Below are 22,170 nucleotides of genomic sequence, written 5' to 3' on the forward strand. Positions count from 1 at the left end.
TTCAAATCCGAGTTGGCCCACTCGGTTCCCGAACGGTCTTCGGCCGTCCGGGATCGGTGGGCACACTCCCGTTGGCGTTTCATTTCGGACGGCACGACGCTTCCGAGAGCCGTCCGTGCCGTCCGTCGGGGCCGGAGATCCGAAACGGCCGGCTTCGAGGCCGCGCTACGGCCCCGGATGGCTCGCGGCTCACGGGTCCGCGTCCGCGTCGTCTCGCGAGAGGGCGCCGAGCGCCGCCAGGTCGTCGTTGATGTCGGCCCCGGAGCTCTCGCCCGGGAGGATGTCGCCGAGGGCGGCCCCGAAGGAGGCGACCGTCCAGACGACGCTGATCCGGGCCAGCGCCGCGGCCGGGTCCGCCCAGTTCCCGACGCGGCCCCACATCGTCATGAGCGCCGCCGCCGTCAGAAACGAGACGACCGCGGTCCCGACGAGCCGTCGCGGCACGATCCCGAAGATCGGCCGCGACATCCGCACGTCCCGGGGGCCCGCCCAGTAGATGAGCGCCAGGATCATCGTCAGGACGAACAGGGAGTTGGCGAGGAGATACACCGGAAACGGCCCGACGCGAAACGACACGAAAAACTCGGCGACATCGAAGACGCCGTCCTCGACGAGAAACGGGATCGAGAAGAAGATGCTCCCGACGAACGCCTCCGCGATGTCCCGCGAGGTGTACTTCTCGATCCGGTCGCCGAGAGCGTCGTCGATCGCCGCCCGCATCGTCTCCTCTCTGAGCCGGGTCACCTCCGAGCGGTTCGCCGGGCCGTCGACGACCGACTCGAGGTCGTCGAACTGCTCGTGGAGGGCCTGCACGAGGGCCCCGTCGCTCAGATGCCGGACGGACGCCCGCCTCGGCGACCCCCCGGCGTGGCCGTCCGCACCCTGCGGCCCGTTCGGGGCGTGGCCGTTCGCCGCGGCGCCCGGGGCGGCGTCGTCGCCGGCGAGGATGTCCCCCAGCGCCGCCCCGAGCGAGCCCACGGTCCAGATGACGTTGATCCGCGCGATGGCTTCGACCGGGGACGCCAGCCCGTCGACGCGGCCCCACACGACCATCAACACCGTTGCGACGACGAACGATACCGCGAGGATCATCACCACACGCACCGGCACGACCCCGAAGAGCGTCCGCGTCTCTTCGGTGTTCCGCCCGGTCCACTCGAGTAACGCGTAGGTCATGACCACGACGAAGACCGTGTTCGCTATCAGGAATACGGGGACGCCGTAGGCGGTGAACCCGAACAGGTACTCGGCGATGTCGAAGATCCCGTCCTCGACGAGAAGCGGCGACGCGAAGATGACGCTCCCGACGAAGGCCTCGGCGGCGTCGCGCAGCCGGAGGTCACGCATACTCGATTCGATGAGGCCGCGCTCGTGGGCCTCGGCGAGCAGATGCGTGATGTCGCGGACCTCCTTGCGGGTCTCGGTGTCGGCGTGGTCGTCCGTCAGATCCGTCAGATCGGCGTAGAGGTCCTCGATGGTGGACTCAATGCGCCCGCCCCTGCCGTCGCTCGGCCCGCCCGGCGACCGCTCCGGTGGCGCTGCGTCGGACATCGGCGTACGTGGATGTACGTCGCTCACCGGAAGTATATACCTACGCACACGCCTCGGGGCGACCCGCCGAGCGGCGGCTCCGGTCCGGCCGGGCGCTCCCGGTCGCGTCCCGACGCGGAGGTCCAGTCGGCGTTCCGCCTACGTTCGAGAGCGGCCCGTCCACCGATCGAGCAACCCGGAGTAGTCGGCGATGATCCCGTCGACCCCGGCGTCGGCGAGTCGCTGTGCGTGTCGCCACGTTGCGACCGTCCAGGCGTTCACGCGACGGCCCTCGGCGTGGGCGGTTGCGACGAGGCCGGCGTCCGGGGACCCCGAGCGGCCGGCCGTTCCGAGGACCGCCCCGAGCGACGGGTGTATCGCCTCGGCGTCGTGTCGGCGCGCAACGGCGGTTCCGTCGGCGACCGACTCGTACGCGATCGGTGCGATCGGGTGCGACGATGCCTCCCGGACCACCGCCAGCGGAGCCTCGCAGAACGACGAGAACAGGACGTGGTTGTCGTGGTCCTCGACGACCGAGAGGACGCGCTCGACGAAGGGCCGCCAGACGGCCGTCCGCTCGGAGAGCGCCGACTCGGAGAGGTACTCGCCGACGCGGAGATCCGCCCGTCCGGGGTTCTTCAGTTCGACGTTCACCCCCACGCCCGCCGGGACGGCCGCGAGGACCTCGGAGAGACGCGGGACGGTCTCGCCGCTGTCGAGTACCTCCGCGCCCGTGACGGTGTCGGTGTCCGTCTCCCAGACGACGCCCTCCGCGTCGGTGAGTCCCTTGGCGCCCTCGCGCCCGGCGAGTCGGTCGTCGTGGAAGACGACGACGTCGCCCGACGCAGTCGGGACGGCGTCGACCTCGACGAGGTCGGCGCCCCGGTCGGCGGCCGCGACCGCCGCCGCGACCGTGTTCTCCGGGTTCTCGCCGGCGAACCCCCTGTGTGCGATCACGTCGAGGTCGGCGGGGGCGGGCGGATCGTCGCGTGCGGTCATGGCCGGTGGTGGTCGTCCGCCGGCATAATAGCTGCTAAGAGGTCACCGGAGCGCTACGGAGCGTGAGGGGACCGTCGAGGGCGGCGGCGTGCGGCCGTCGGTGGCGGCTCACGGATCGCGACGGGATCGGAGCTTCGGGCAGCGACCTTCAAGGGTGACGCGCCGCGGCGGAGTCGGCCTCATGCCGACCGTTCGGGGTCAAAGGCGAGTTCGATCCGCCCCTCGCAGTCCTTGATGCGCCGCGTCAACGCGCCGCAGGCGTTCAGTACGGGAAACGTCGACGGGAGCGGCTGGTAGAGGTACTCACAGAGATCGAGCGTGTCGGTCGCCCGGCCGTACGTCGCCCGGTGCTCCCGGATCGTCGCCTGGCGGGCGGCGGCGACGCGCTCGCAGGTGTCCCGAAGCGCCGACAGCCGCGCGCCGTAGGCGTCCAGCGCGCTCGGTTCGGCGGCGTCGAATCCGATCGCCTCCAGCGAGCGGAGGCCCTCGGCGACCGGAAGGAGGGCGGCCGCCGCGTCCTCGATCGACTCGCGCTCGCGCTCGCAGGACTCGAGCAGCAGTTTCCGTTCCGATCGGGCCTCCTCGGCCTTCGCCAGGAGGACCCGCTTGACGGGCGGGCCGAACGCCGAGCGCTGGGTCAGCGCCGCGGCGACGTCGGGGCCGAACTCCTCGCGGAGGCTCTCGTCGTACGTGTCGCCGTACTCGTCTTCGTAGAACGGGAGGCTCATCACCGTCTCCTCGTAGGCGGTTCGCACCGCCTCGAGGGGGCTCGCGGCGGCGGAGGGGGCGGACACGAACGTCGGTTCCGGCGCGGCGATCGCGCTCGCCGCGGCCGTGCCGCCCCGGTCCGGATCGCTCCCCCGTCGGGCGCCCGAGGGCTGTACGTCGGCGACCCGGTCCGCGAACGCATCGAAGGCCCGGCGCTCGGCCTCGGTTCGGCGTCGCTCCGTCTCGAGGGCGTCGTACACAGACTCGAACGTCTCGTCGGTCGGCCCGGTTCCGACGCGCTCCGTTCGGCTCATGGCACGTATTCGGCGGGGGCCCTCGGGACTTAGTTCGTTATAATAGGCGTGTCATCGGGCATAGAGCACTACGTCGGGATATATAGCCGCCGAGGACGGCTTGGGGAGCGACGGACCGAACGCTCCGGCGAACGTGGGCATAAAAAATGAAATAGAGAGAGCGAAGGAGCGAGGCCGGCGCTCAGGCCATGCTCCGCCCCGGTGAGTCGGGGCCGTAGAACTGACCGTGGAACCCGTAGGGAAGCGCGTGCGGAAGCCGCGCCCGCCCGTGTTCCTCGAGCGTCGCGGCGTCGAGACAGACCAGGTCCGACCGCTCCGTTGCGGGGTCTAACACGACGGAGAGCAGCGCGCCGTCGTCCTCGGCCGTCGGCTCCGGCGAGGGCACGAACACCGGTTCGCCGGGGTGGGTTCCGGACTCGCGCCACCGCCGGACCGTCCGGCGCTCGACGTCGACCTTCGTGATGTCGGTCGGTAGACTCGAGTTCCCGTCGGTCTCGGCGAGGTAGACGTACCGGTGTCTCTCGCCGTTGGTCCGCCGGTAGTTGATCATCGGGAACTCGACCGGCCCCGGGTGCAGGCGCTCGCGTTTCGCGTCGCCGCCCGACAGCGGGAGGCGGTACCGGACGAGATCGCCGGCGGGCAACTCGGGGGACTCGCTCCGGAGGTTCGACAGCGTGAGCCCGGTGACCGCGCGGTCGTCCTCGAAGGCGACGAGATCGACCACGAGTTCGTCGTCGCGCTCGTAGGCGTTGGCGTGGTGGTACACGAACGCGGGCGGGGCGGTGACCGTGGTCTCGTGGGCGCCCGTTTCGCGGTCGATGACGACGAACCGCGTCGGCGAGTCGAGCGCCTCGAAGGAGTCCAGAAACGTCTCCCGGGTGAACGCCCCCCGGAGCAGCCCGGCGGCGTCGAGTCCGAAGGCGTTGGCGGTGACGACCGCGTACCGCTCGGTCAGCGCGAAGGAGTGGACGTACGGCGCGTCGTCGAAGCGAAGCCGGGTCAGCGGCGTCGGCGTACCGCCGTCGGCCGGGCGGCGAAACAGCGTACACGTCGCGGTGCGGCCGTAGGAGACGCCGAGGTTAAAAAACGCCTCGCGGTCGTTGTCGTAGTGGACGTGAGCGAGCGTGAGGTCGCTGTCGAGACCCGCCGTGAGGTCGATCCGGCCCGTCGTCTCCAGGGTGTCGGGATCGAAACACAGCGCCGTCGGCGACTCTGTCACCGCCGCGAACTCCGAACCGAACCGCTGGACCCCGATGACCGGGTTGTCGGGGAACGTCCCGCGGAGGACCTGTGCGAGCCGCGTCCACACGGGACGATCGGGCGGCGTCCCCGGGAAGGGGGTCCGGACGCCGCCGCCGTCGGCCGCGTGCTCGTAGTCCCGGCTCCGCACGAACCGGTTGGCGTAGGTCACGTCGCCGTCGCGGATGCGGAACCGACGGAGCATCCCGAAGGGGTCGAACCAGTGTCGCAGCCGCGTCTCGCCGGCCTCGAACCGTCCCGGACCGTTCCGGATGAGGTCGCCCCGGAGCCACCCCGGAAACGAGCCCTCTGTCGGGAGCCGAACGTTCGTTCGTTCCTCGTCCTGCGTGCGGAACCCGAGGCGGTACGGGGCGGACGCGTCCATGGGCGCGGCTTGTGGGCCGAGCGGTGTGATAGCGTCGGTTCCGGCAACGACCGATGCGGTGTCCGGGCTGGTCGTCCGCGTGCGAGTCGCCCCCGGCAGCGGGTGGATCGCCCCGGGAGCCTCAGTGCCGGCTACCCCCAGGTCCACTGGGAGTCCAGCGCGAACCGGTAGAGGCCGCTTATCAGGATCGCGGCGACGTTTGCGATGAGGTACATGATCCCGGCCCACTCGACGAGCGCGGCGAGCACGCCGAGTTGGATCGGGATGGCCGTCCCGCGGACCAGGTTCGTCTTGAAGAGCCCCGAGAGGTACGCCGCCGTCCCGACGTTCTGGCTCGCGCGGAACGTCCAGGCGTTGTTGAGCACGTACGAACAGATGATCGTGATCTCGATGGCGATGGCCGCGCCGATGAGGTAGTTGAGCCCGGCCGTGTCGACGAACAGCCACAGCAGGGCCAGTTGGAGCCCCGCGGTGAGCGCTCCGACGACGACGAAGCGCCGGAGTTGGATCGCGATCGGTTTATCGAGAAGCGGGCGGAGGGCGCGGATGACACGCCGGAGCATCACCGGTAACCGAGGGCCTCGAGGCGCGCTTCGAGGTCGTCGCCGACCTCGCCGTCGCCGGCCGTGGCCGCCGCGCCGCGCTCGCGGAGCAGCTCCGCGTGGTCGGCGGCGATCGGCGCGAGGCGGTCGATGGCGCGTTGGGCCGTCTCGTCCGGGTCCTCTGTGAGGTCGTCCTGTTGGGTCGGGTCGGTGGAGCGGCGGTACAACTCGCTGTCGCCGGAGTCGACGTTCTCGATGTATGTCCACTCGGCGTCGCGGGCGCTGACGAGGAGTTCGCCGTCGGACAGCGACCGCGGGATCGGCTGTTGGGTCACCTCGTCCCCGCGGACGGTGACCGAGACGACCGGCGCGTCGTCGGTGCCCCCGGCGCGGTCGTCCGTCGTCCCGCGGAGCGCCGGCACGAGCGACTCGCCGTGCCACTCGTCGGGCGGGTCGACGCCGAGCAAGTCGGCGACCGTCGGCGGGATCGCTTCGAGGCCGACGTGTTCGTCGACCCGTCCGCCGTCGAAGCCGGGGACGTCGGCCACGAACGGGACGCGGATCAGCTCGTCGTACAGCTTCGGGTAGTGCGCGAGGTGGCCGTGCTCCTGGAACTCCTCGCCGTGGTCGCCGGCCAGCAGGACCGCGGTGTTGTCCGCGACGCCGGCGGCGTCCAAGCTATCGAGCAGCCGGCCAACGCTCGCGTCGACCTGCCGGACCGCGGCCTGATAGAGCGTCCGGAGGTCGTCGAGGGTCCGCTCGCCGACCGTGAGGCCGAGGCTCGTTCTGGTGTGGGCGTGGAGCATCCGGTGGGTGCCGACGAGACCCTCCGAGACCTCGCGGATGTACCGCGGGGCCGGGACGTAGGGGGTGTGGGTGTCCATGTAGTGGATCCACAGGAAGAACGGCTCGTCGGCGCCGGCGACGAAGCCGGTCGCCGCGTCCTCGACGTCGAACATCCGCGAGGCGTCGAGGAAGGGCCGGTCGTCGGCCTCGCCGCGGAGTTTCGAGCCGAGCCGCCGGATCGGCGAGGTCGCGAGTTGGACCCACGCCTCGACGGTGGGGTGTGCGGCGAGATAGCGGCTGTAAACGCTGGAACCGACGCTCGTCACGAACGGCTCGAACTCGTCGAAGCCGTCCGGGTACCCCCAGTGTTCGGTGAGAAAGCCGTTGGCGGCGTTGAACCCGCCGGTCTCGACGCCCGCCTCCGAAAGCGTCTCCGCGAGCGTCTCGGAGCCCTCGACCCCGATCTCGCCGTTTCGGGCGAACACCGGCTCCGAGGCGAGGATCGACGGGAACGAAAACGGCGTCCAGTTGCCGGTCGCGAAGGCGTGATCGAAGACGGTGCCGTCCTCCCCGAGTCGCCCCATCACCGGCGAGCGCCGCTCGGAGTCGTAGGGGGCGATCGCGTCGGCCCGCAGCGAGTCGACCGTGACGAGAACGACGTTCGAGACGGCTGCGTCGCTCGCGCCGTCGGTCGCGTCCGGCGTGGTCGACGGATCTGGCGTCATCGCGTGGGGGTGTGACCGCCCCGACGCGGTGCGAACTCCGGGGGCGTGCGGTCGGACGATGTCACAAGTACGGCTATCAAAGCGCTTGCCACCGGCTTGAGGATTTCGGTCCGCCGGCACCCGACGCGGCAGCCACGGGGGACCCCGAACCGGCGTTCGGACGCGATCGCACCCCGACGGAGAGCCCGGAAGCGGTCAACTCTCCGTCCGGTCCGTCGGATCCGTCGGGTCCGTCGAATTAGTCGGGTCCGTTTGCCCGCCGTCCCGGCTCTGTCCGCGCCGACGGTGTCGGTCGATCGGGTCGAGCTGTGCCAGCGCGGTCGCGGCGTTTTCGGCCAGAAGCTCACCGAAGAGCCGGTCGCGCTCGTCGAACGAGGCGGGCGTTTCGGACCCGGCGATCAACACGCCGTGCTCGCCGAGCGGGAGGTACAGTTCGCCCCGGATCGGCGTGTCGGGGTTGTGCACGTCTCGGTCCTCCTGGACGTCCTCGACGATGAGCGGTTCTGAGGCCTCGTAGGCCCGCCAGGCGATGCTTCCGCCCTCGCCGAGCGCCGGCGGCTCCCCGATGAGCTCGCGGATCGCGTCGGTGGTAGCGACTGGCACCAGCCGTCGGTCCCCGTCGCGGAGGTGGACCGCACTCGCCTCGAGCCCGAGTATGTCCTCGGCCGCCCGCACGGCGATGTCGGCGATCTCCTCGGCCGAGTCGGCGGCGATCAGCTCGCGGTTCGTCTCGTTGAGGCCTCTGAGTCGGTCCTCGCGCTCGACGCGGTCGGAGACGTCCCGAAGGACCCCGACCGATCCGTCGAAGCTCGCCTCGTCGTACCGGAGCACGCTCATCCGGTCCTCGCAGGGGATCGGGTCGCCGGAGGCCGGTTCGATCTCGATCTCGAAGGTCACGCTCGTCGGGGCGTCCTCGGCGAGGAGCCCCCGGAGGTTCTCGACGCCCAACTCGTGGGCCCGCTCGGATTTGATCAGCTCGGGGCCCTCGCCGATGATCGTCTCGCGGTCGTACCCGACCATGTCGACGAACGCGTCGTTGACGTACTCGAATCGCCCCTCGTCGTCGAGCGCGTAGACGGGGTCGTCGAGCGCCTCGACGATCGTCGCGTGCCGCCGCAGTTTCTGCTCCCGGAGGTTCCGGTCGGTCGTGTCCCGGAAGTAGACGGACAGCCCGCCGTTGAGATCGGGATAAAAGTACGCCGAGAGCCAGGCGTCGATCGAGCCGTGGTACCCCTCGGCGCCCGCAGACGATCGGGCGTCCATCGCCTCCCGGCAGGCGTCCTCGAAGGCGGGGTCCTCGGCGTCCGGGAACACGTCGAAGAAGTCCGAGCCGGTCGCCGCGTCGGCGTCGATGCCGAGGATCGACCCGGCCCTGTCGTCGACGAAGGTGACCGTCCAGGAGTCGTCGACCTCGATGACCGCGTCGGTCATCCGGTCGATGACGGTTCGGAGCCGCCGTTCGCGGGCCTTGAGATCCGACACGTCGAGGCCGTCCGATCCGACCATCGACGGCGGCGGGAACTCGACGGACACCCGCATCCCCTCGGGCGTGCTGTCGAACGACAGCGTCCCGCCGGCCCCCTCGATCACCCACTTGCTGAGCCAGATCCCGACGCCGCTGCTGTGCTCGAGCGAGGACTCCGTGCCCTGCTCGAACGCCGCGAGGTCGTGATCCGGGATCCCGGGGCCGTTGTCCTCGATCGTGAGCCGCGCCCCGTTCCGCGGGCCGACCCGGACCCGGACCCGGACCCGGACCCAGGGGTCGTCGGCGTCGTTGTGCTTGGCGGCGTTCTCGACGAGACCGCCGACCGCCTGCTCGATGCCCCGCCCGGCGATCACCGTACACGTCTCGGGCGCGTCGACGGTGACGGAGACCGAGGGGTACGCCGAGTCGATCTCGGCGACCGTCTCCTCGAGCACCGCCGAGAGGTCGTACTCCGAGGGCTCGCCGCCACGATCGATCAGCGAACTGTAGCGCCGGGCGGTGTCACTCGTCTCGATCAGCCGGTCGGTCTGCTCGACGATCGCGTCGGCCGAACGGTTTGTCTCCGGCGACGACGCCGTCTCCGCGAGGAGTTCGGCGTGGCCGCGGATCACGTTGAGGCCGTTCCCGAGGTTGTGCCGGAGATACCGGGTCAGCACCTGTCGGAGCAGATCGAGTTCGTCCTGGCGCTCCCGGAGCGTCCGCTCGCGTTGGATCCGCTCCGTGACGTCCCGGAGGACGGCGACGAAGCCCACGACGCCGCCGTTGCGCTCGATCGCCGCCAGCGTCGTCGCGGCGACGCGTTGCTCGCCGTCGGTCCGCTCGACGACGATCTCGCCCTCCCAGCCCGACCCGTCACCGAGCGTCCGCCAGAACGACTCATCAAAGGGATCGTCGGCCTGATCCGTCTGAAGCGTCCGGAGCGGTCGGTCGATCATCTCCGTGCCGGTGTACCCGCTGAAGGCCTCGAAGGCCGGGTTCACGTACTCGACGCAGCCGTCGGTATCGAGGATCGCCACCGCGTTCCGGGTGGCCTCGACCGCGCGATCGAACCGCCTGAGGTCGCGTTCGCGCTCTTCGAGGGCCGAGACGTACTCGGTCAGCTCCGCCGACTGCGTCCGGCGGACGAGAAGCGACTGCAGCCGGCGGACGAGTTGCGTCTCGTCGATCGGCGCGTCGACGGTCTCGTCGACGAGAAGGGGTCGCCCCTCGGATCGGTCGTCGAGCGCTCCGAGCCGGTGGGGCGACCCGCTCCGCCGAATGACGACGACCGGACAGAAGGTCGGGTGGTCCGTCTCGACCCGCTCGCGGAGGCGGCCACGGTACCTGTCCAAGAGGCGGTCCTCGAGGAGATACAGGTCGGCGTCGGCGACGGATCGGTCCGTCAGGACCTCGAAGTGCCCCTCTAACATCCGTTCGATCGCCCGCCGGTTGCCGGGGTCCTCGACGAGCAACTGGACGAGGTCGGTACTCTCGGACCCCTCCGACCGGGGGAGGGCGTCGTCCCCGGCGGTCATCGCTCGGACCTACCGGCCGTATCGGGGTCTCCGGGCGGGCGGGTGCCCCCGCGGAGGACGTCGCCGTACTGCCGCATCGGCTCGCCGATCCGGATCCCGTCGGTCGTGATCTCGAACTCGCGGATCGTGTCCTCGAAGTCGCCCGCGCGCTTTTTCAACACGCCGATGACCCGCCGGAGCATGCCGTTCGATTCGAGGTAGCTGAGAAACAGGAGGTTGTCCGCGGCGGGGCTGATCTCCGCGCCGGTCACCGAGGAGACGCCGGTGATCCGGCGCATCGAGTCCGTGACGAACACGCTCACCTCGTGGTGGACGAGGTACCGCGCGAGCGTCTGTAGCTTCCGCTGTAGTGTCGCCTCGTCGCCTTTCAGCGCGGAGGTGTAGCCGCCGACCCCGTCTATCATCACGACCTCGGCCCCGGCCTCGACCCGCGTCCGGACGTCGTGGCCGAACTCCTCGGCCGACAGCGACTGCGGATCGATCGCCCGCACGGCCAACGAGCCGTCTTCGACGGGTCCGTCGACGTCGATCCCGATCGACCGACACCGGTGTCGGAGCGTCTCCTCGCGCTCCTCGAAGAGATATATGACGCCCCGTTGGCCCCGGTCCGCCGCCCGCGTGAGAAACTGCGTTCCGACCGTAGTCTTCCCGACGCCCGGCGGCCCGCTGATGAACGTCACCGTTCCGCGCTCGAAGCCGCCGCCGGTGAGCGTGTCGAGCTCGTCGATGCCGGATTCGAGCGGGGTCGGGTCGAACGGGCGGCTCTTGGGCCCGGGGACCAACTGCGGGAACACCTCGATCCCCGAGGATCTGATCTCGAGGCCGTGGGTCCCGTCGGTCTGTCCGACGCCCCGGTGCTTTTCGACCTCGATGCGTCGGTCGTCGTGGTCCCGCGTGAGGCGGATCACGCCGTCGCTCAGCGATCGGACCTCCATGTCGGACTCGCGGGACGCGTCGGTGGTCGCGGTCGTCACGACCGTGATGCCGCGCTCCTTGAGAAAGCGCATGAACGACAGGAGTCGCTTCCGGTAGTGGTGCTCGGATGTCTCGACGTACCGCAGTTGCGTGATCGGGTCCAAAAAGACCCGCGAGGGGTCGATCTCCTCGATCGCGCCGTGGATCTCCCGGGTGTACCGGTCCTCCTCGACGTCGCCGGGCGCGACCAGATCGTACGAGGGGTCGTCGGTGAAAAACGTCGAGTCCGGGCCCAGATCGAGAAAGCGCGCATCAGTGATGTCGATGCCGAACTGCCCGGCGTTCTCGAGGACCTCTGCCGAGGACTCCTCGCCGTGGATGTACAGGACCGTCTCGCCCTCCTCAAGTCCCTCCTCAAGGAAGTGGAATCCGACGGTCGTCTTTCCGGTCCCCGGAGCCCCCGAAACGAGGTACATGCGACCGGCGACGAGCCCGCCCGACAGCAACTCATCGAGGCCCGGGACGCCGCTGCCGGTCCGGGCGATCCCGCGTTGATTCGGCTCCATACCCGATAGGCGCGCCGCCGTCGATATAAAAACTCGGCCGAACTCACCCGCGCTCTACCGGTCCCGGACCTCGGGGGCGACCGGGGGTAGAGCGCCGACTCGGCCGCTCAGATGAACTCGGAGTTGCCCGGCCCGTTGGTGATGTGGACCTCGAAGGGCTGGGTGCTGACGTCGTCCTGTTCGACGAGGTGCCAGTAGGTCTCGGCCATCTCGTCGGGATCGAGGAACGTCTCGTCGGCGCGGTCGGGGAACCGATCGCGCACGCCGGGCGTGTCGATCTGTCCGTCGATCACGACGTGGGCGACGTGGACCCCCTCGGGGCCGAACTCCTGGGCGATGTCCATCGCCATCCCCCGGGCGGCGAACTTCGCGGCCGTAAACCCGATCGCGCCGCCGAGGCTCCGCACCGCCGAGGTCGCGCCCGTGAAGATGACCGTCCCGCCGCCCGACTCGAGCATGTCGCCGACCGCCTCCCGCGAGCAGACGAACGCGCCGCGGCCGTTGACCGCCCACGAGCGTTCGAACTCCTCGAGGCTCACGTCCATGAGCCCCTTCCAGGCGGCGGCGCTCGCGTGGTTCACGAGGACGTCGACCGGGCCGAACGCCTCGCGGACGGTCTCGAAGCTCTCGCGTATCCGGTCGGTGTCGGCGAGGTCGGTCGGGACCGCAAGCCCCTCGCCAGGGTCCGGAAGGTCGGCAGCGAGGTCCTCGATGTAGTCCTCGGAGCGAGCGAACAGTGCCACGCGGCAGCCTTCTGCCGCGAACGTCCGCGCGAGCGATTCGCCGAGCCCCGGTCCGACGCCCGCGATGACCGCTGTGTGAGTCATGCGCCGGGTTCGGCGCGGCCGGACTAAACCGTGGCGGTGGATGCGATCGCGGCGTAAATCACCGAGCGGCCGGCGGGAGCGACGAGAGCGGGACACTGGGAGTGGGGCGGCGGGAGCGGGTTTTCTGCGGCGCGGAAAGCTATTGGATTTTTGAGAAGTTTGAAGTAGTCGCGGGCCCTATCACGGGCGTGATGGGCACACAGAAGACCGTCCGTCAGGAGGCCGACGCCGTCGCGGAGAACGCCCTCCGGATCGAGCCCGGGAAGGCCGAGCAGATAATCGACGCGCTCAACGCGGACCTCGCGGACGCGTACGTCCTGTACCACCAACTGCACAAACACCACTGGAACGTCGAGGGCGCCGAGTTCCTCGAGGTGCACGTGTTCCTCCAGGAGGTGTACGAGGACATCGAGGGCGCGGCCGACGAACTCGCAGAGCGGCTCCAGACGCTCGGCGGCGTTCCCCACGCCAGCATGACCACGCTCGCGGAGCGCGCGAGCGTCGAGCCCGAAGGCGAGGACGTCTACGACGTTCGGACATCGCTCTCGAACGACCTCGAGATGATGGGCGAGATCATCGAGAGCTACCGCGAGCACGTCGAGTTGGCCGAGAGCCTCGGCGACTACGCGACCGAGGAGATGCTCCGGGACCACCTCGAGACGATCGAGGAGCACGCCCACCACATCGAGCACTACCTCGAGGACGACACGCTCGTCGTGGAGTCCGCAACCCGGTAGACGGCCCGACGGCCCCTCGGAGCGATCGGCCGACGGAGAGTCACAGACTATACGTCTCGCGCCCGCGACACCGGTGTATGGGCGGCTCTCACGGGCTCGGTGACCGTCGGGCGCGGGCGGACGGACAGCGGGGTCCGCATCGAGATCGCCGACGACGGTCCGGGAATCTCCAACGACCAGTGGGGCGTCATCACGAGCGGCGAGGAGACGCCGCTCAAACACAGCACCGGGATCGGGCGCTGGTCGATCCACTGGACCGAGACCGCGCTCGGGGGAACGCGGCTCGTGTTAACGATCCTGACCGGGACGGACGACCGAGCGGAACGGTAAGCGAAGAGAGCTCCGCGAGCGTCGACGACCGGGGGACTACGCCGCCGACGAGGCCTTGGAGGTATCGGTCGTCTCGGGGTCGGTCGTGAACTCGAAGCGGGCGCCGCCGGCGCCGCCGTCGGTCACCGCGACGTCCCAACAGTGGGCGTCGGTGGTCGCAGTTCCGGGCCTGACGAGCGCGCGTGCGGGGTTTTGCGGGTCGACCGCCGGGCGGGGGTCGTCGATTGAGGGCCGTGCGCCGGGGGACGCTGGGTGTTCAGAACTCCGGCACGAGCGGAGCGCCCCACTCGGCGGTGTCGTACCGCGCCGTCGATCCGCCGTCGGGGCGCAGATCCGCGTCCGCTTTGCCGGTCGGTTCTGTCGGGTCCTCGGGGGCGATCGGAACGATCGGTGCGTCGGGGGCGTCCATTACAACCGGTCGTATGGGCCGGTCCGAAATAAAGTTAATGATTATTAATCCGGTATTGTGAACAGGTGACACAGCCGCTCTCCATCGCGCCGGCGGCCTGGGTCAAAATCCGCTGTGAGCCTTCTTCGCGTTTATGCCCTCCCGGCGTCGAACGCGTATCATGTCCCTCCAACTCGGCCGAGCCATCGGCGACGGGATCCGGCGGATCGTCACCCCGACCGGCGGCGCGCTGTTCGTCGTCTTTCTCGCCTTGCAGTTGCTGACGCAGGCGTCGATCAACACGGCCGTGCTCCGATTTGCCCCGTCGGATCCGGCCGGCGAACTCGAGGCGGCGTTCGGCATGACGCTTCCCGTCTCCGGTACCGTCGCCGCCGGGCTGTTTCTCGGGGCGATCGTGCTCACCTCCGTGTACTTCGTCGTCCTCTCACGGGCGTTGACCCGCCCGAGCGGGGAGCTATCGCGGCTTCCGAGCGCGCTGTACACCCGGCGGATGGGGCGGGCGACGCTGTCGCTTCTCGTCGGCGGGTTCCTCGTCACGGTCGCCATCATGGCCGGCTTCCTCCTGTTGATCCTGCCCGGGGTCTTTCTCGCCGTCTGTTTCGTGTTCTTCAGCTTCGCCGTCGCCGTCGAGGACCGAGGGGTCATCGGCGGCCTCAAGCGGAGTTGGGGCCTCTCGCGGGGCAACAGGCTCAAGCTCGTCGTTCTCGTGATCGCCGCCGGGGTCTTCGGGGGAGTCATCGGCGCCGTCGGGACGGTGTTCGACCTCGCCGCCTCGCCGGTCGTCGGCGAACTCCTCGTCACGGCGCTCAACAGCGTCTTTTTCGTGCTGCTGTACGGGATACTCGCCGCGGCCTACCTCCAGACGCGGGGTGACGGTCCCCGGGACGCCGGCGACGGCGACGGCGGCGTCTCCGAGTCGCTCGAAACCATCGGCGGTTAAAATTTTGGCGGGGTGACTACAACCAACGGCGGGTCAGTACCCGAAGGTGACGCCCGAGTCCTCGTCGTCCGTCCCCCCGGCGTCGGCGTCGCCGCCCGAGTCGTCTTCGGTCCCGGCCTCGGTCTCATCGTTGTCGTCGGCGTCGTCGTCGCTTCCGGCTCGGTGGGCGACGCGGAACAGCTCCGCCGCCTGCTGGTCGGTCACCGAGAGCACCTCGACGGCCAGGTGATCGAGTCCGGCCGCTTCGGCCGCCGCGGCCCGCTTGTGTCCGTCGAGGATCGTCCCGTTGTCCCGGACGACCGGGAACCCCTCGGGGAACCGGTTCCGGTAGTACTGTCCGATAACGTCGTCATCTAAGCCGAATCCGGCGTCGTACTCGGGGTACGGCGAGAGTTCCTCGAGGGCGACGAACTCGATCCGCCGCGTGGGCTTCAGCACCTCGACGACGTCGCAGGCCCGGACGAACACGCTTCCGAGCGATTCGTCCGTCGTCGTGTTCGTCGCGTCCCGGAGGACGACGCTCCCGCGGTCGCGGCGGACGCGGTCGACCCAGCCCTCGAACGTCCCCGCGTCGGTGTGGACGCGGGCGTACTTGCCCCGCAGCGCCCCCTCGAGCGCGTCGCCAAAGCGGTCGGTGCTCATAGTGCGACTGTTTGCGGCCTCGGCAGTATATGTCTTGGCTGATCGCCCCGGCGGACGCGCCCCGGACCGGGAGGCGCCTGTCGGCGCGCAACGTCCGAGAGAACCGTGCGACGGCGCGGTGACGAGGCTGCGTCCCGGTTGGTGGAGGTAATAGACGCCGACGGACGTGCGCTCAGGCGCCGTGCTCGACGTTCCCAAAGAGGGTCTCGGCGCGGGAGCGCTCCTCCTCGACGAGTTGCTGCGGGTAGGCGGCCCCGACGACGATGATGTCGCCGTCGCGCTGGACGCGCGCGACCAGCAGCCGGAGCGTGAGCTCTCTGCCGTCGGTTTCGGCGACGGCGTCGAAGACGCCCATCGTGGTCTCGGTCTCGAGGACGGTTGTGTCCCGCTCTTCGACTTTGGTGATGTCCCTGATGCTCCCGGCCTCGAAGCGGTCGTCGAGTTGGTCGCTCGCCCGCGCGACGAGATCAAGGAGGTTCTCGCTCGCGGCCGGGTTGAACTCCTGTCCGACGATCGATATCGACGGCGTGCTGAACACGACCGCCGAGGCGAGCGGGCGAGTCTGATCGCCGACCGACACCTCGCGGCTGTAGGCCGTCGCGTAGTTCGTGACGGTCACGTCGCGTTCGGTCCCGCCCGCCTCGACGGAGCGATCGACCACGATGTCCTGCTGTTGGACCCGTTCGTACCCGGCCTCGTTCACCGCCGCGTCGTCGAACGCCGCCGGTTCCGCTTCGAACTCGAACTCCTCTTGGGTGGCCGCACAGCCGGCGAGGCCGGCCGTGAGGCCGAGTGCCCCTGTGATGAGTGTGCGTCGTTGCATGTGTGTCCGTGCCCTGTTTCGGCGTTGTGTAGCCCCGCATATATACCTGTACCCGGGGTTGGGCGTCGATACGGCCGCCGCCGCGGACGGACGCTCACCGGCGGGGCGAACCACGCGGCGGGCTCTCGGCGGCGAGCAGGCGGTCATAGATCGCCTCCAGTTCCGCGATGGTCTCGGAGATGCCGAAGCGTTCGACGGCCCGCCGGGTGGGCCGGTCGCCCTCGAGGCAGTCGACCACCGCCCGCCGCATGTCCGCGACGTTCCGGTACTCGAAGAGCGCGCCGTTGTCCGGCCCGATCGTCTCGTCGAACGGCGAAACGGCGGCCGCGGCGACCGGCGTGCCGCAGGCGTTGGCCTCGAGCGAGGACAGCCCGAGGGTGTCACAGGTCGACGCGGTGACGAACACGTCGAAGGCGGAGTACACCGCCGGGAGCCGCTCGCGGGGGACGAAATCGTGGAACGCGACGTTGTCGGGCGCCGCGCGTTCGAGCGAACCGCGCGCCGGGCCCTCGCCGACCAGGTGAAACCGCGCGCGCGGCATCCGCTCGGCGAGCCGGAGCAGCTCGTCGACGTTCTTGTTCTCCGTCATCCGGCCGCTGTATCCGACGACGGGGGCGTCGGCTCCGAACGGTCCGCCCGCCCGCGGACGGAACGTGTCCAGCTCGACGCCGACCGGGAGTGTCCGGGGGTCGACGCGCCGTCGGATCCGCGGCGTCGAGGCCGTCACGCAGTCGAACGACCGGAGCAGCCGGTTCTCGTATGCCACGTAGAGCCGCCCGAGGACCGCGGCGAGGCGCTCCGAGCCCAGCCCGCCGGCGAAGTACTCCTCGACGGGGGTGTGGTGCGTGTAGACCGCCGGCACGCCGCGTGTGTCCGCATAGCGCCTGCCCATGAGCCCCGTCGCGGCGGGACCGTGGCAGTGAACGACGTCGAACGCCGGCAGCGCCGAGACGCGGCCGTACACGGGGACCGGGTACTGCCGGTAAAACGGGTTCGGGAGCGAGCCGACGGGGATCTCCCGGTCGCCCGGCTCGTAGTCGCTCGCCGGGTAGATCACGTAGACGTCGTGTCCGTCGGACTCGAGGCGCTCGCGCCAGGCCCGCACGGTGTACGTGACGCCGTCGATGCCGGGAAAGTAGCTGTCGGTGAAGAATCCGATCCTCATGTGTCACTCGCGTGGCCGACCGTACGGGAGGATCCGTCCCCGATCGGAATAGGGGTTTTCGTCCGCCGCGGCGCCTCCGTCGCGTCGACCGATAGAGCTAATCGCCGCGGGGCCGACCCCTCGGGCGATGACGGAGACACTCTTCGACGCGACGATCCGCGTCGCGGAGGTAACGGACGCCGAACCGTTCCCCGAGGCCGAGAAGCCGGAGTTGATCAAGCTCCGACTCGACGTCGGTGACGAGTCGCTTCGGTCGGCGGCACAGCTCGGGTACCACCACGACGCGTCGGAGCTCGTCGGCGAGCAGGTCCTGTGTGCGACCGATCTCGGGTCGGTCCGGATCGCCGGGTTCGAATCCGAGGCGCTGACCGTCGGCGTCCCGGGCGAGGACGGAACGCCGGTGCTCGTCACCCCCGAGGAGACGGTGCCGCTCGGCGGGACGCTGTACTGATCGGCGTCCTCGCGGCCGCGACCGGCGGTCGTCGCTCGGATCACTCGGCGTCGCGGACGATCCCGTCGATCGTCGCTTCGATGACCGTGTCGCCCGCGTCGTTCTCACAGACGACGTCCCAGGTGAACGCGTAGCCGTCGGCGCGCTCGGTGACCGCGTCGTACGTCGCCAGGCAGGTGATCCGCTCGCCCGTGTAGACGGGTTCGACGAACTCGAAGGACATCCTCGGCGCCAGCACCTCCCGGTCGCCGCCCAGTTTCGTCGGCATCGTCGCGGTCAGAAGGCCCTGGACCATCACGCGCCCGTCCCCGTCCGGTTCGGTGTGTCGGGGCTGTGTGTCCCCGGAGATCTCGGCGAAACGCCGCACCTCCTCGACGGTGAACGTCCGCTCGTACGTGATCGTCTCGCCCTCCCGTGGCGTGTCCATGCGTCGTCTCTCGGCGCCGCGGGGTTTGAATCGATCGACCGGGGACCGCTCGGTCGCCGGCGCGGCCGCGGCCCGCGGGGCATCGCGTACCGTTTAGTGGGTGGCACGGGACGGTGGGGGTATGGCACGGCAGTCCCCGGACGTACAGGAGGCGATCGCGGCGTCGCCGGAGCCGTCGGCCCCGTTCGTGGACCTGCCCGGACACGAGTGGCGCGACGTGTTCTTCGGGCTCTCGGAGGACGTCCGGAGCGTCCTCGTCGGGGACATGGACCGCGCCGAACTGGAGTCGTTCATCGGGCGGCTCGATCCCGACGAGGTGACGGACGTCCTCGGCTACGCGGACGAGGAGGCGCGCGAGGCGCTTTTGGCCACGCTCGACAGCGAGCGCCGCGAGCGGATCGACTTCCTGCTGTCGTTCGACCCCGAGAGCGCGGCCGGGCTGATGAGCCTCGATTACGTCACCGTCGACGCGGCGCGGACGTTCTCGGAGGTGACGGAGCGCGTCCGTCGGTTCAGTGATCGAACGGGCCGCGTCCCGACGATCTTCGTCACCGACGAGGGGACACTGCGCGGCGAACTCCCCGGTGCGGTGCTGTCCGTCGCGGACCACGACACGGAGGCGATCGGCGACTACGTGCGGGAGGCGCCCTCGGTCCGGTACGACCGCGAGGACGAGGAGGTGCTCAGGGTCTTCAGGGAGAACCGCGAGCGGACCGTCGCCGTGCTCGACGAGGAGGGCGACGTTCTCGGGGTGCTCTTCGCCGAGGACCTGTTGCGGTCCCTCGAGGACGCACGAGGCGAAACGCTTTATGAGTTCACCGGCGTCGCGGAGGCCGAAAGCGTCCTCGACGGCCCCGTCAGGAAGGTGCGACAGCGGTACAAGTGGCTGATCCTCAACCTCGGGACGGCGTTCATGGCCGCGGCGGTCGTCGGGCTGTTCGAGTCGACGATCACCGCCGTCGCCATCCTCGCGGCGTACATGCCCGTCGTCGCCGGGATGGGCGGAAACGCCGGCACGCAGGCGATGGCGGTCACGGTCCGCGGGATCTCCCTCGGCGAGGTGTCGATCGCCACCGGCAAGCGCGTCGTCCTCAACGAGGCCGTCGCGGGCGCCGTCAACGGGGTGATAATCGGCGTGCTCGTCGCCGTGATCGCGACCGCCTTCTCCTTTGCCGAGTTCGGCCTCCTTTTGGGGGCCGTCATCGGGGTCTCGATGGTCGCGAACCTCGTCATCGCGGGCTTTTTCGGGGCGCTCACGCCGCTGGTGCTCGATCGGATCGGGTACGACCCGGCCACGTCGGCGACGATATTCATCACGACGGCGACGGACGTGCTCGGGTTTTTCGTCTTCCTCGGGCTGGCGCAGGCGGTCCTGTTGTAGGCGGCGTTTTCGCCGAGGGCGCCGAAAGGGTCGGGGCGCTCTCAGAGCGGGACCGAAACGCACCACGGGCGGGCGACCGGAACGGCCCGATTCACCCGCCGGTGACCGGCGGCGTGATCGAGAGGCTGTCGCCGTCCGCCAACTCGGTATCCGCGCCGTCGTAGTGCGTCACGTTGGTGCCGTTTCGCATCACCGTGATGCCCCGGGCGACGCCCCCGTCGTCGGCGAGCAGGCGGCCCTCCAGTTCCGGCACCCGGGTCTCGGTGTCGGCGAGGGCGTCCCGGACCGTCGCTCCCGGATCGAACGCCCGGCGTGTCGTTCGCTTTCCGACCGCCTCCCGCACCGTCGCGAAAAATCGGAGTTCGACCTCCATCACTCCGAGACGGCCGCGGCGACGTCGGCGAGATCGAGGCGTTCGACCGTGTCCATCGTCGGGTGGCCGTTGTCGTTCCACCCGCGGAACCGGTAGTACGTGTCCAGCATCGCATCTAACTCCTCGGGCGGACAGTACATCCCCTCGGCGGGGCCATCGGAGATCGGCTCGTTCATGACCCGATGCGGCAGCGTGTCGGCGTCGCGGTCGGCGACGTCCCGCGCGGCGTTGATCAGCCGCTCGAGGTTGTAGATCCGCTCGCCGATGCGCTCGACGTCCTCGACGGAGAGCTCCCAGCCGGTCGCGAGGTTTATGGCCTCGGTGTAGCTCTCGTTGATCTCCGTCCCCCACCCGCCCTCGCTGACGAAGCGACACTGCGTCAGCGAGTCACCGAGCGCGGTGAAGTGTTGGATCCGGGCGGCGAACTCGGGGGTGCCCTCGGTGGTCTCGTCGTGGTGGCCGTCGTACTGCATCGTCGGCCGCGTGTCGTGGTGCGATCCCCCGCGCGTCGCCGTCGCGTAGCCGATGCTCATCCCCTTCAGTCCGCGCGCGGAGTGGGCGGCGAACTCCAAGCCCTTCGCGCCGTAGAGGTACCGTTCGGCCCCCTCCTCGAGCGATTCGGCGAGCCGGAAGGAGCCCTCGGCGAGGTCGTCGCCGAAGTCCTCCCGGCGGGCCGTCTTGCGGGCGAGTTCGACCAATCCGTCGGCGTCGCCGAACGAGAGGTGCGGCGAATCGTTGTCGTCGAGCAGGCCCCGCTCGCGGCACTCCCGCGCGAACGCGACCGTGACGCCCCACGAGATCGTATCGAGGCCCAGGCGGTCACAGAGGTCGTTGGCTTTGATGACGCGTTCGATGTCGTAGACCTCCTGTAGCGTGGCCGTACCGAAAAGCGACTCGAACTCCGGGATCTTCGCCTCGGTCACCCCCTCGGACTCGACGGAGACGTGTTTGCCGCACTTGACCGCACAGTTGGCACAGGTCGTATCCTCGGTGACGTACTCGTCCCGCAGCGTCTCGCCGCTTATCGCCTCGGCGTCGTCGGGGTCGGCCCGTTCGGTCTGCATGTTCCGCTGGCCGAGTTTGCCCATCTCGTTGATCGGGTTGACGAGACCCGCGGTGCCGTACTCCTGGAGCATCTCGGTGTCCGCCATCAGCCGCCCCATCTGCTGGACCGACCGTCCGCGCAGCCCGCCGGCGGGTTCGGGCTCGAACTCCCCGCCCTGGACGGCGATCGCCTTCACGTTCTTCGATCCCAACACCGCGCCGGACCCGCCCCGGCCGGCGACCCCCTCGCGGATCTCCGATTCGTGGACCAGACAGGCGTACCGGACCTGGTTCTCGCCGGCCGGTCCGTTGGCGAGGACGTGCGTGTCGTAGCCGACCCCCTCGCGGTCGCGGATCTCCTGGCACGTCTCGTAGGTCTCGGCTCCGGCGAGGCCGTCGGCCGGCTTTATCTCGGCGCCGTCCTCGTGGACGAGTACGTAGGAGTCCTCGTCGGCCCGCCCGTGGAGCACGACCACCTCGAAGCCGGTCGTCTTGAGCGCCTGCGGCAGCGTCCCCCCAAACGTGGAATCGAAAAAGCCGTCCGTCATGGGGCTTATGAACCCGAGCACGCCCCGGGAGGTCGACTGGAACGGCGTGGCGTTCATCGGCCCGACCGCCATCGCTAAGACGTTCTCGGGGTCGAAGGCGTCGGCGTCGGCCGGCACGTGCTCGGCGACCTGCTTGGCGACGAACCCGTTGCCGCCGAGGAACCGACGGGCGTCCTCGGGGGCGATCGCTTCCGTTTCGGTCTCGCCGGTGTCGAGGTGTACGTGTAGTATCTTGCCTCCGTACACGGGGGGCAGCGTATCGCTCATTAACAATTGAATGGGGGAACGAGTCGTCTTAAAACCTCGTAAGCGCCGCCGACGATACGCGGCGGCGGCTCGTTCAGTGCTAACTTCAGCGCCTCAA

Annotated in this window: 21 protein-coding genes; 5 read left to right on the plus strand and 16 right to left on the minus strand. The window is 69.6% G+C overall.

Going from position 1 to position 22,170, the window contains the following annotated elements:
- Positions 1-189 precede the first annotated feature (189 nt).
- The 9 genes from Q0916_RS10355 to Q0916_RS10395 all read right to left on the minus strand — a co-directional run bounded on the left by Q0916_RS10355 (position 190) and on the right by Q0916_RS10395 (position 12,536).
- Entirely contained in the window at positions 190-1,551 is a 1,362-nt protein-coding gene (locus Q0916_RS10355) for a hypothetical protein (protein WP_299237181.1), read from the minus strand.
- A 138-nt stretch (positions 1,552-1,689) separates the two neighbouring features.
- On the minus strand, positions 1,690-2,529 hold the full coding sequence (locus tag Q0916_RS10360) for a glycerophosphodiester phosphodiesterase (protein WP_299237183.1): 840 nt from the start codon (positions 2,527-2,529) through the stop codon (positions 1,690-1,692).
- A 179-nt stretch (positions 2,530-2,708) separates the two neighbouring features.
- Positions 2,709-3,551: a DUF7260 family protein gene (locus tag Q0916_RS10365; protein ID WP_299237184.1), complete on the minus strand. Its 843-nt coding sequence runs from the start codon at positions 3,549-3,551 to the stop codon at positions 2,709-2,711.
- 181 nt (positions 3,552-3,732) lie between these two features.
- Positions 3,733-5,175, minus strand: a complete 1,443-nt coding sequence (locus Q0916_RS10370) for a carotenoid oxygenase family protein (protein WP_299237185.1) — start codon at positions 5,173-5,175, stop codon at positions 3,733-3,735.
- Positions 5,176-5,306: 131 nt separating this feature from the next.
- Entirely contained in the window at positions 5,307-5,738 is a 432-nt protein-coding gene (locus tag Q0916_RS10375; protein WP_299237247.1) for a GtrA family protein, read from the minus strand.
- On the minus strand, positions 5,738-7,228 hold the full coding sequence (locus Q0916_RS10380; RefSeq protein ID WP_299237186.1) for a sulfatase-like hydrolase/transferase: 1,491 nt from the start codon (positions 7,226-7,228) through the stop codon (positions 5,738-5,740). Before Q0916_RS10380 ends, Q0916_RS10375 begins: the two co-directional genes overlap by 1 nt.
- Before the next feature lie 195 nt (positions 7,229-7,423).
- A complete protein-coding gene (locus tag Q0916_RS10385; protein WP_299237188.1) occupies positions 7,424-10,228 on the minus strand; it encodes a PAS domain S-box protein in 2,805 nt (934 codons plus the stop codon).
- A complete protein-coding gene (locus tag Q0916_RS10390) occupies positions 10,225-11,709 on the minus strand; it encodes an ATPase domain-containing protein (RefSeq protein WP_299237189.1) in 1,485 nt (494 codons plus the stop codon). The genes Q0916_RS10385 and Q0916_RS10390 overlap by 4 nt, the downstream gene beginning before the upstream one ends.
- A gap of 107 nt (positions 11,710-11,816) precedes the next feature.
- Positions 11,817-12,536, minus strand: coding sequence for an SDR family NAD(P)-dependent oxidoreductase (locus Q0916_RS10395; RefSeq protein WP_299237190.1), 720 nt, complete (start codon positions 12,534-12,536; stop codon positions 11,817-11,819).
- Between the two features lie 191 nt (positions 12,537-12,727).
- On the opposite strand from Q0916_RS10395, the gene dpsA reads away from it, so the two are divergent.
- Positions 12,728-13,273, plus strand: a complete 546-nt coding sequence (gene dpsA, locus Q0916_RS10400) for a DNA starvation/stationary phase protection protein DpsA (protein WP_299237191.1) — start codon at positions 12,728-12,730, stop codon at positions 13,271-13,273.
- 99 nt (positions 13,274-13,372) lie between these two features.
- Positions 13,373-13,603 carry a hypothetical protein gene (locus Q0916_RS10405; RefSeq protein WP_299237192.1) on the plus strand — a complete coding sequence of 77 codons (231 nt, stop codon included), beginning with the start codon at positions 13,373-13,375 and terminating at the stop codon, positions 13,601-13,603.
- Positions 13,604-13,859: 256 nt separating this feature from the next.
- Here Q0916_RS10405 and Q0916_RS10410 read toward each other — a convergent pair whose 3' ends face one another.
- Positions 13,860-14,012: a hypothetical protein gene (locus tag Q0916_RS10410; RefSeq protein WP_299237193.1), complete on the minus strand. Its 153-nt coding sequence runs from the start codon at positions 14,010-14,012 to the stop codon at positions 13,860-13,862.
- A 160-nt stretch (positions 14,013-14,172) separates the two neighbouring features.
- On the opposite strand from Q0916_RS10410, the gene Q0916_RS10415 reads away from it, so the two are divergent.
- Positions 14,173-14,952, plus strand: a complete 780-nt coding sequence (locus Q0916_RS10415) for a hypothetical protein (protein WP_299237194.1) — start codon at positions 14,173-14,175, stop codon at positions 14,950-14,952.
- 33 nt (positions 14,953-14,985) lie between these two features.
- On the opposite strand, the gene Q0916_RS10420 is transcribed toward Q0916_RS10415, so the two are convergent.
- From Q0916_RS10420 to Q0916_RS10430, 3 genes are all read right to left on the minus strand, one after another.
- Entirely contained in the window at positions 14,986-15,594 is a 609-nt protein-coding gene (locus Q0916_RS10420) for a chromosome partitioning protein ParB (RefSeq protein ID WP_299237195.1), read from the minus strand.
- Between the two features lie 172 nt (positions 15,595-15,766).
- A complete protein-coding gene (locus Q0916_RS10425; RefSeq protein WP_299237196.1) occupies positions 15,767-16,417 on the minus strand; it encodes a DUF6517 family protein in 651 nt (216 codons plus the stop codon).
- 94 nt (positions 16,418-16,511) lie between these two features.
- Complete coding sequence (locus tag Q0916_RS10430) at positions 16,512-17,582, minus strand: glycosyltransferase (RefSeq protein WP_299237197.1); 1,071 nt, start codon at positions 17,580-17,582, stop codon at positions 16,512-16,514.
- Between the two features lie 127 nt (positions 17,583-17,709).
- Here Q0916_RS10430 and Q0916_RS10435 point away from each other — a divergent pair, with 127 nt between their 5' ends.
- On the plus strand, positions 17,710-18,033 hold the full coding sequence (locus tag Q0916_RS10435) for a tRNA-binding protein (RefSeq protein WP_299237198.1): 324 nt from the start codon (positions 17,710-17,712) through the stop codon (positions 18,031-18,033).
- A 40-nt stretch (positions 18,034-18,073) separates the two neighbouring features.
- Here Q0916_RS10435 and Q0916_RS10440 read toward each other — a convergent pair whose 3' ends face one another.
- Complete coding sequence (locus tag Q0916_RS10440; protein WP_299237199.1) at positions 18,074-18,460, minus strand: MaoC/PaaZ C-terminal domain-containing protein; 387 nt, start codon at positions 18,458-18,460, stop codon at positions 18,074-18,076.
- A 121-nt stretch (positions 18,461-18,581) separates the two neighbouring features.
- On the opposite strand from Q0916_RS10440, the gene Q0916_RS10445 reads away from it, so the two are divergent.
- Positions 18,582-19,841 carry a magnesium transporter gene (locus tag Q0916_RS10445; protein ID WP_299237200.1) on the plus strand — a complete coding sequence of 420 codons (1,260 nt, stop codon included), beginning with the start codon at positions 18,582-18,584 and terminating at the stop codon, positions 19,839-19,841.
- 91 nt (positions 19,842-19,932) lie between these two features.
- On the opposite strand, the gene Q0916_RS10450 is transcribed toward Q0916_RS10445, so the two are convergent.
- Positions 19,933-20,214 carry a ubiquitin-like small modifier protein 1 gene (locus Q0916_RS10450; RefSeq protein ID WP_299237201.1) on the minus strand — a complete coding sequence of 94 codons (282 nt, stop codon included), beginning with the start codon at positions 20,212-20,214 and terminating at the stop codon, positions 19,933-19,935.
- The gene (locus tag Q0916_RS10455; protein WP_299237202.1) at positions 20,214-22,073 is read right to left on the minus strand and encodes an aldehyde ferredoxin oxidoreductase family protein; all 1,860 of its coding nucleotides are present in this window, start codon (positions 22,071-22,073) and stop codon (positions 20,214-20,216) included. Before Q0916_RS10455 ends, Q0916_RS10450 begins: the two co-directional genes overlap by 1 nt.
- Positions 22,074-22,170: the final 97 nt, after the last annotated feature.

Origin of the sequence: Natronomonas sp. (assembly GCF_028274965.1) — an archaeon.
GTDB lineage: Archaea > Halobacteriota > Halobacteria > Halobacteriales > Haloarculaceae > Natronomonas.

Coding starts and splice junctions, on each gene's coding strand:
- Q0916_RS10355 (WP_299237181.1), bottom strand. CDS start 1,551: ATGTCCGACGCAGCGCCACCGGAGCGGTCGCCGGGCGGGCCGAGCGAC.
- Q0916_RS10360 (WP_299237183.1), bottom strand. CDS start 2,529: ATGACCGCACGCGACGATCCGCCCGCCCCCGCCGACCTCGACGTGATC.
- Q0916_RS10365 (WP_299237184.1), bottom strand. CDS start 3,551: ATGAGCCGAACGGAGCGCGTCGGAACCGGGCCGACCGACGAGACGTTC.
- Q0916_RS10370 (WP_299237185.1), bottom strand. CDS start 5,175: ATGGACGCGTCCGCCCCGTACCGCCTCGGGTTCCGCACGCAGGACGAG.
- Q0916_RS10375 (WP_299237247.1), bottom strand. CDS start 5,738: ATGCTCCGGCGTGTCATCCGCGCCCTCCGCCCGCTTCTCGATAAACCG.
- Q0916_RS10380 (WP_299237186.1), bottom strand. CDS start 7,228: ATGACGCCAGATCCGTCGACCACGCCGGACGCGACCGACGGCGCGAGC.
- Q0916_RS10385 (WP_299237188.1), bottom strand. CDS start 10,228: ATGACCGCCGGGGACGACGCCCTCCCCCGGTCGGAGGGGTCCGAGAGT.
- Q0916_RS10390 (WP_299237189.1), bottom strand. CDS start 11,709: ATGGAGCCGAATCAACGCGGGATCGCCCGGACCGGCAGCGGCGTCCCG.
- Q0916_RS10395 (WP_299237190.1), bottom strand. CDS start 12,536: ATGACTCACACAGCGGTCATCGCGGGCGTCGGACCGGGGCTCGGCGAA.
- dpsA (WP_299237191.1), top strand. CDS start 12,728: ATGGGCACACAGAAGACCGTCCGTCAGGAGGCCGACGCCGTCGCGGAG.
- Q0916_RS10410 (WP_299237193.1), bottom strand. CDS start 14,012: ATGGACGCCCCCGACGCACCGATCGTTCCGATCGCCCCCGAGGACCCG.
- Q0916_RS10415 (WP_299237194.1), top strand. CDS start 14,173: ATGTCCCTCCAACTCGGCCGAGCCATCGGCGACGGGATCCGGCGGATC.
- Q0916_RS10420 (WP_299237195.1), bottom strand. CDS start 15,594: ATGAGCACCGACCGCTTTGGCGACGCGCTCGAGGGGGCGCTGCGGGGC.
- Q0916_RS10425 (WP_299237196.1), bottom strand. CDS start 16,417: ATGCAACGACGCACACTCATCACAGGGGCACTCGGCCTCACGGCCGGC.
- Q0916_RS10430 (WP_299237197.1), bottom strand. CDS start 17,582: ATGAGGATCGGATTCTTCACCGACAGCTACTTTCCCGGCATCGACGGC.
- Q0916_RS10435 (WP_299237198.1), top strand. CDS start 17,710: ATGACGGAGACACTCTTCGACGCGACGATCCGCGTCGCGGAGGTAACG.
- Q0916_RS10440 (WP_299237199.1), bottom strand. CDS start 18,460: ATGGACACGCCACGGGAGGGCGAGACGATCACGTACGAGCGGACGTTC.
- Q0916_RS10445 (WP_299237200.1), top strand. CDS start 18,582: ATGGCACGGCAGTCCCCGGACGTACAGGAGGCGATCGCGGCGTCGCCG.
- Q0916_RS10450 (WP_299237201.1), bottom strand. CDS start 20,214: ATGGAGGTCGAACTCCGATTTTTCGCGACGGTGCGGGAGGCGGTCGGA.
- Q0916_RS10455 (WP_299237202.1), bottom strand. CDS start 22,073: ATGAGCGATACGCTGCCCCCCGTGTACGGAGGCAAGATACTACACGTA.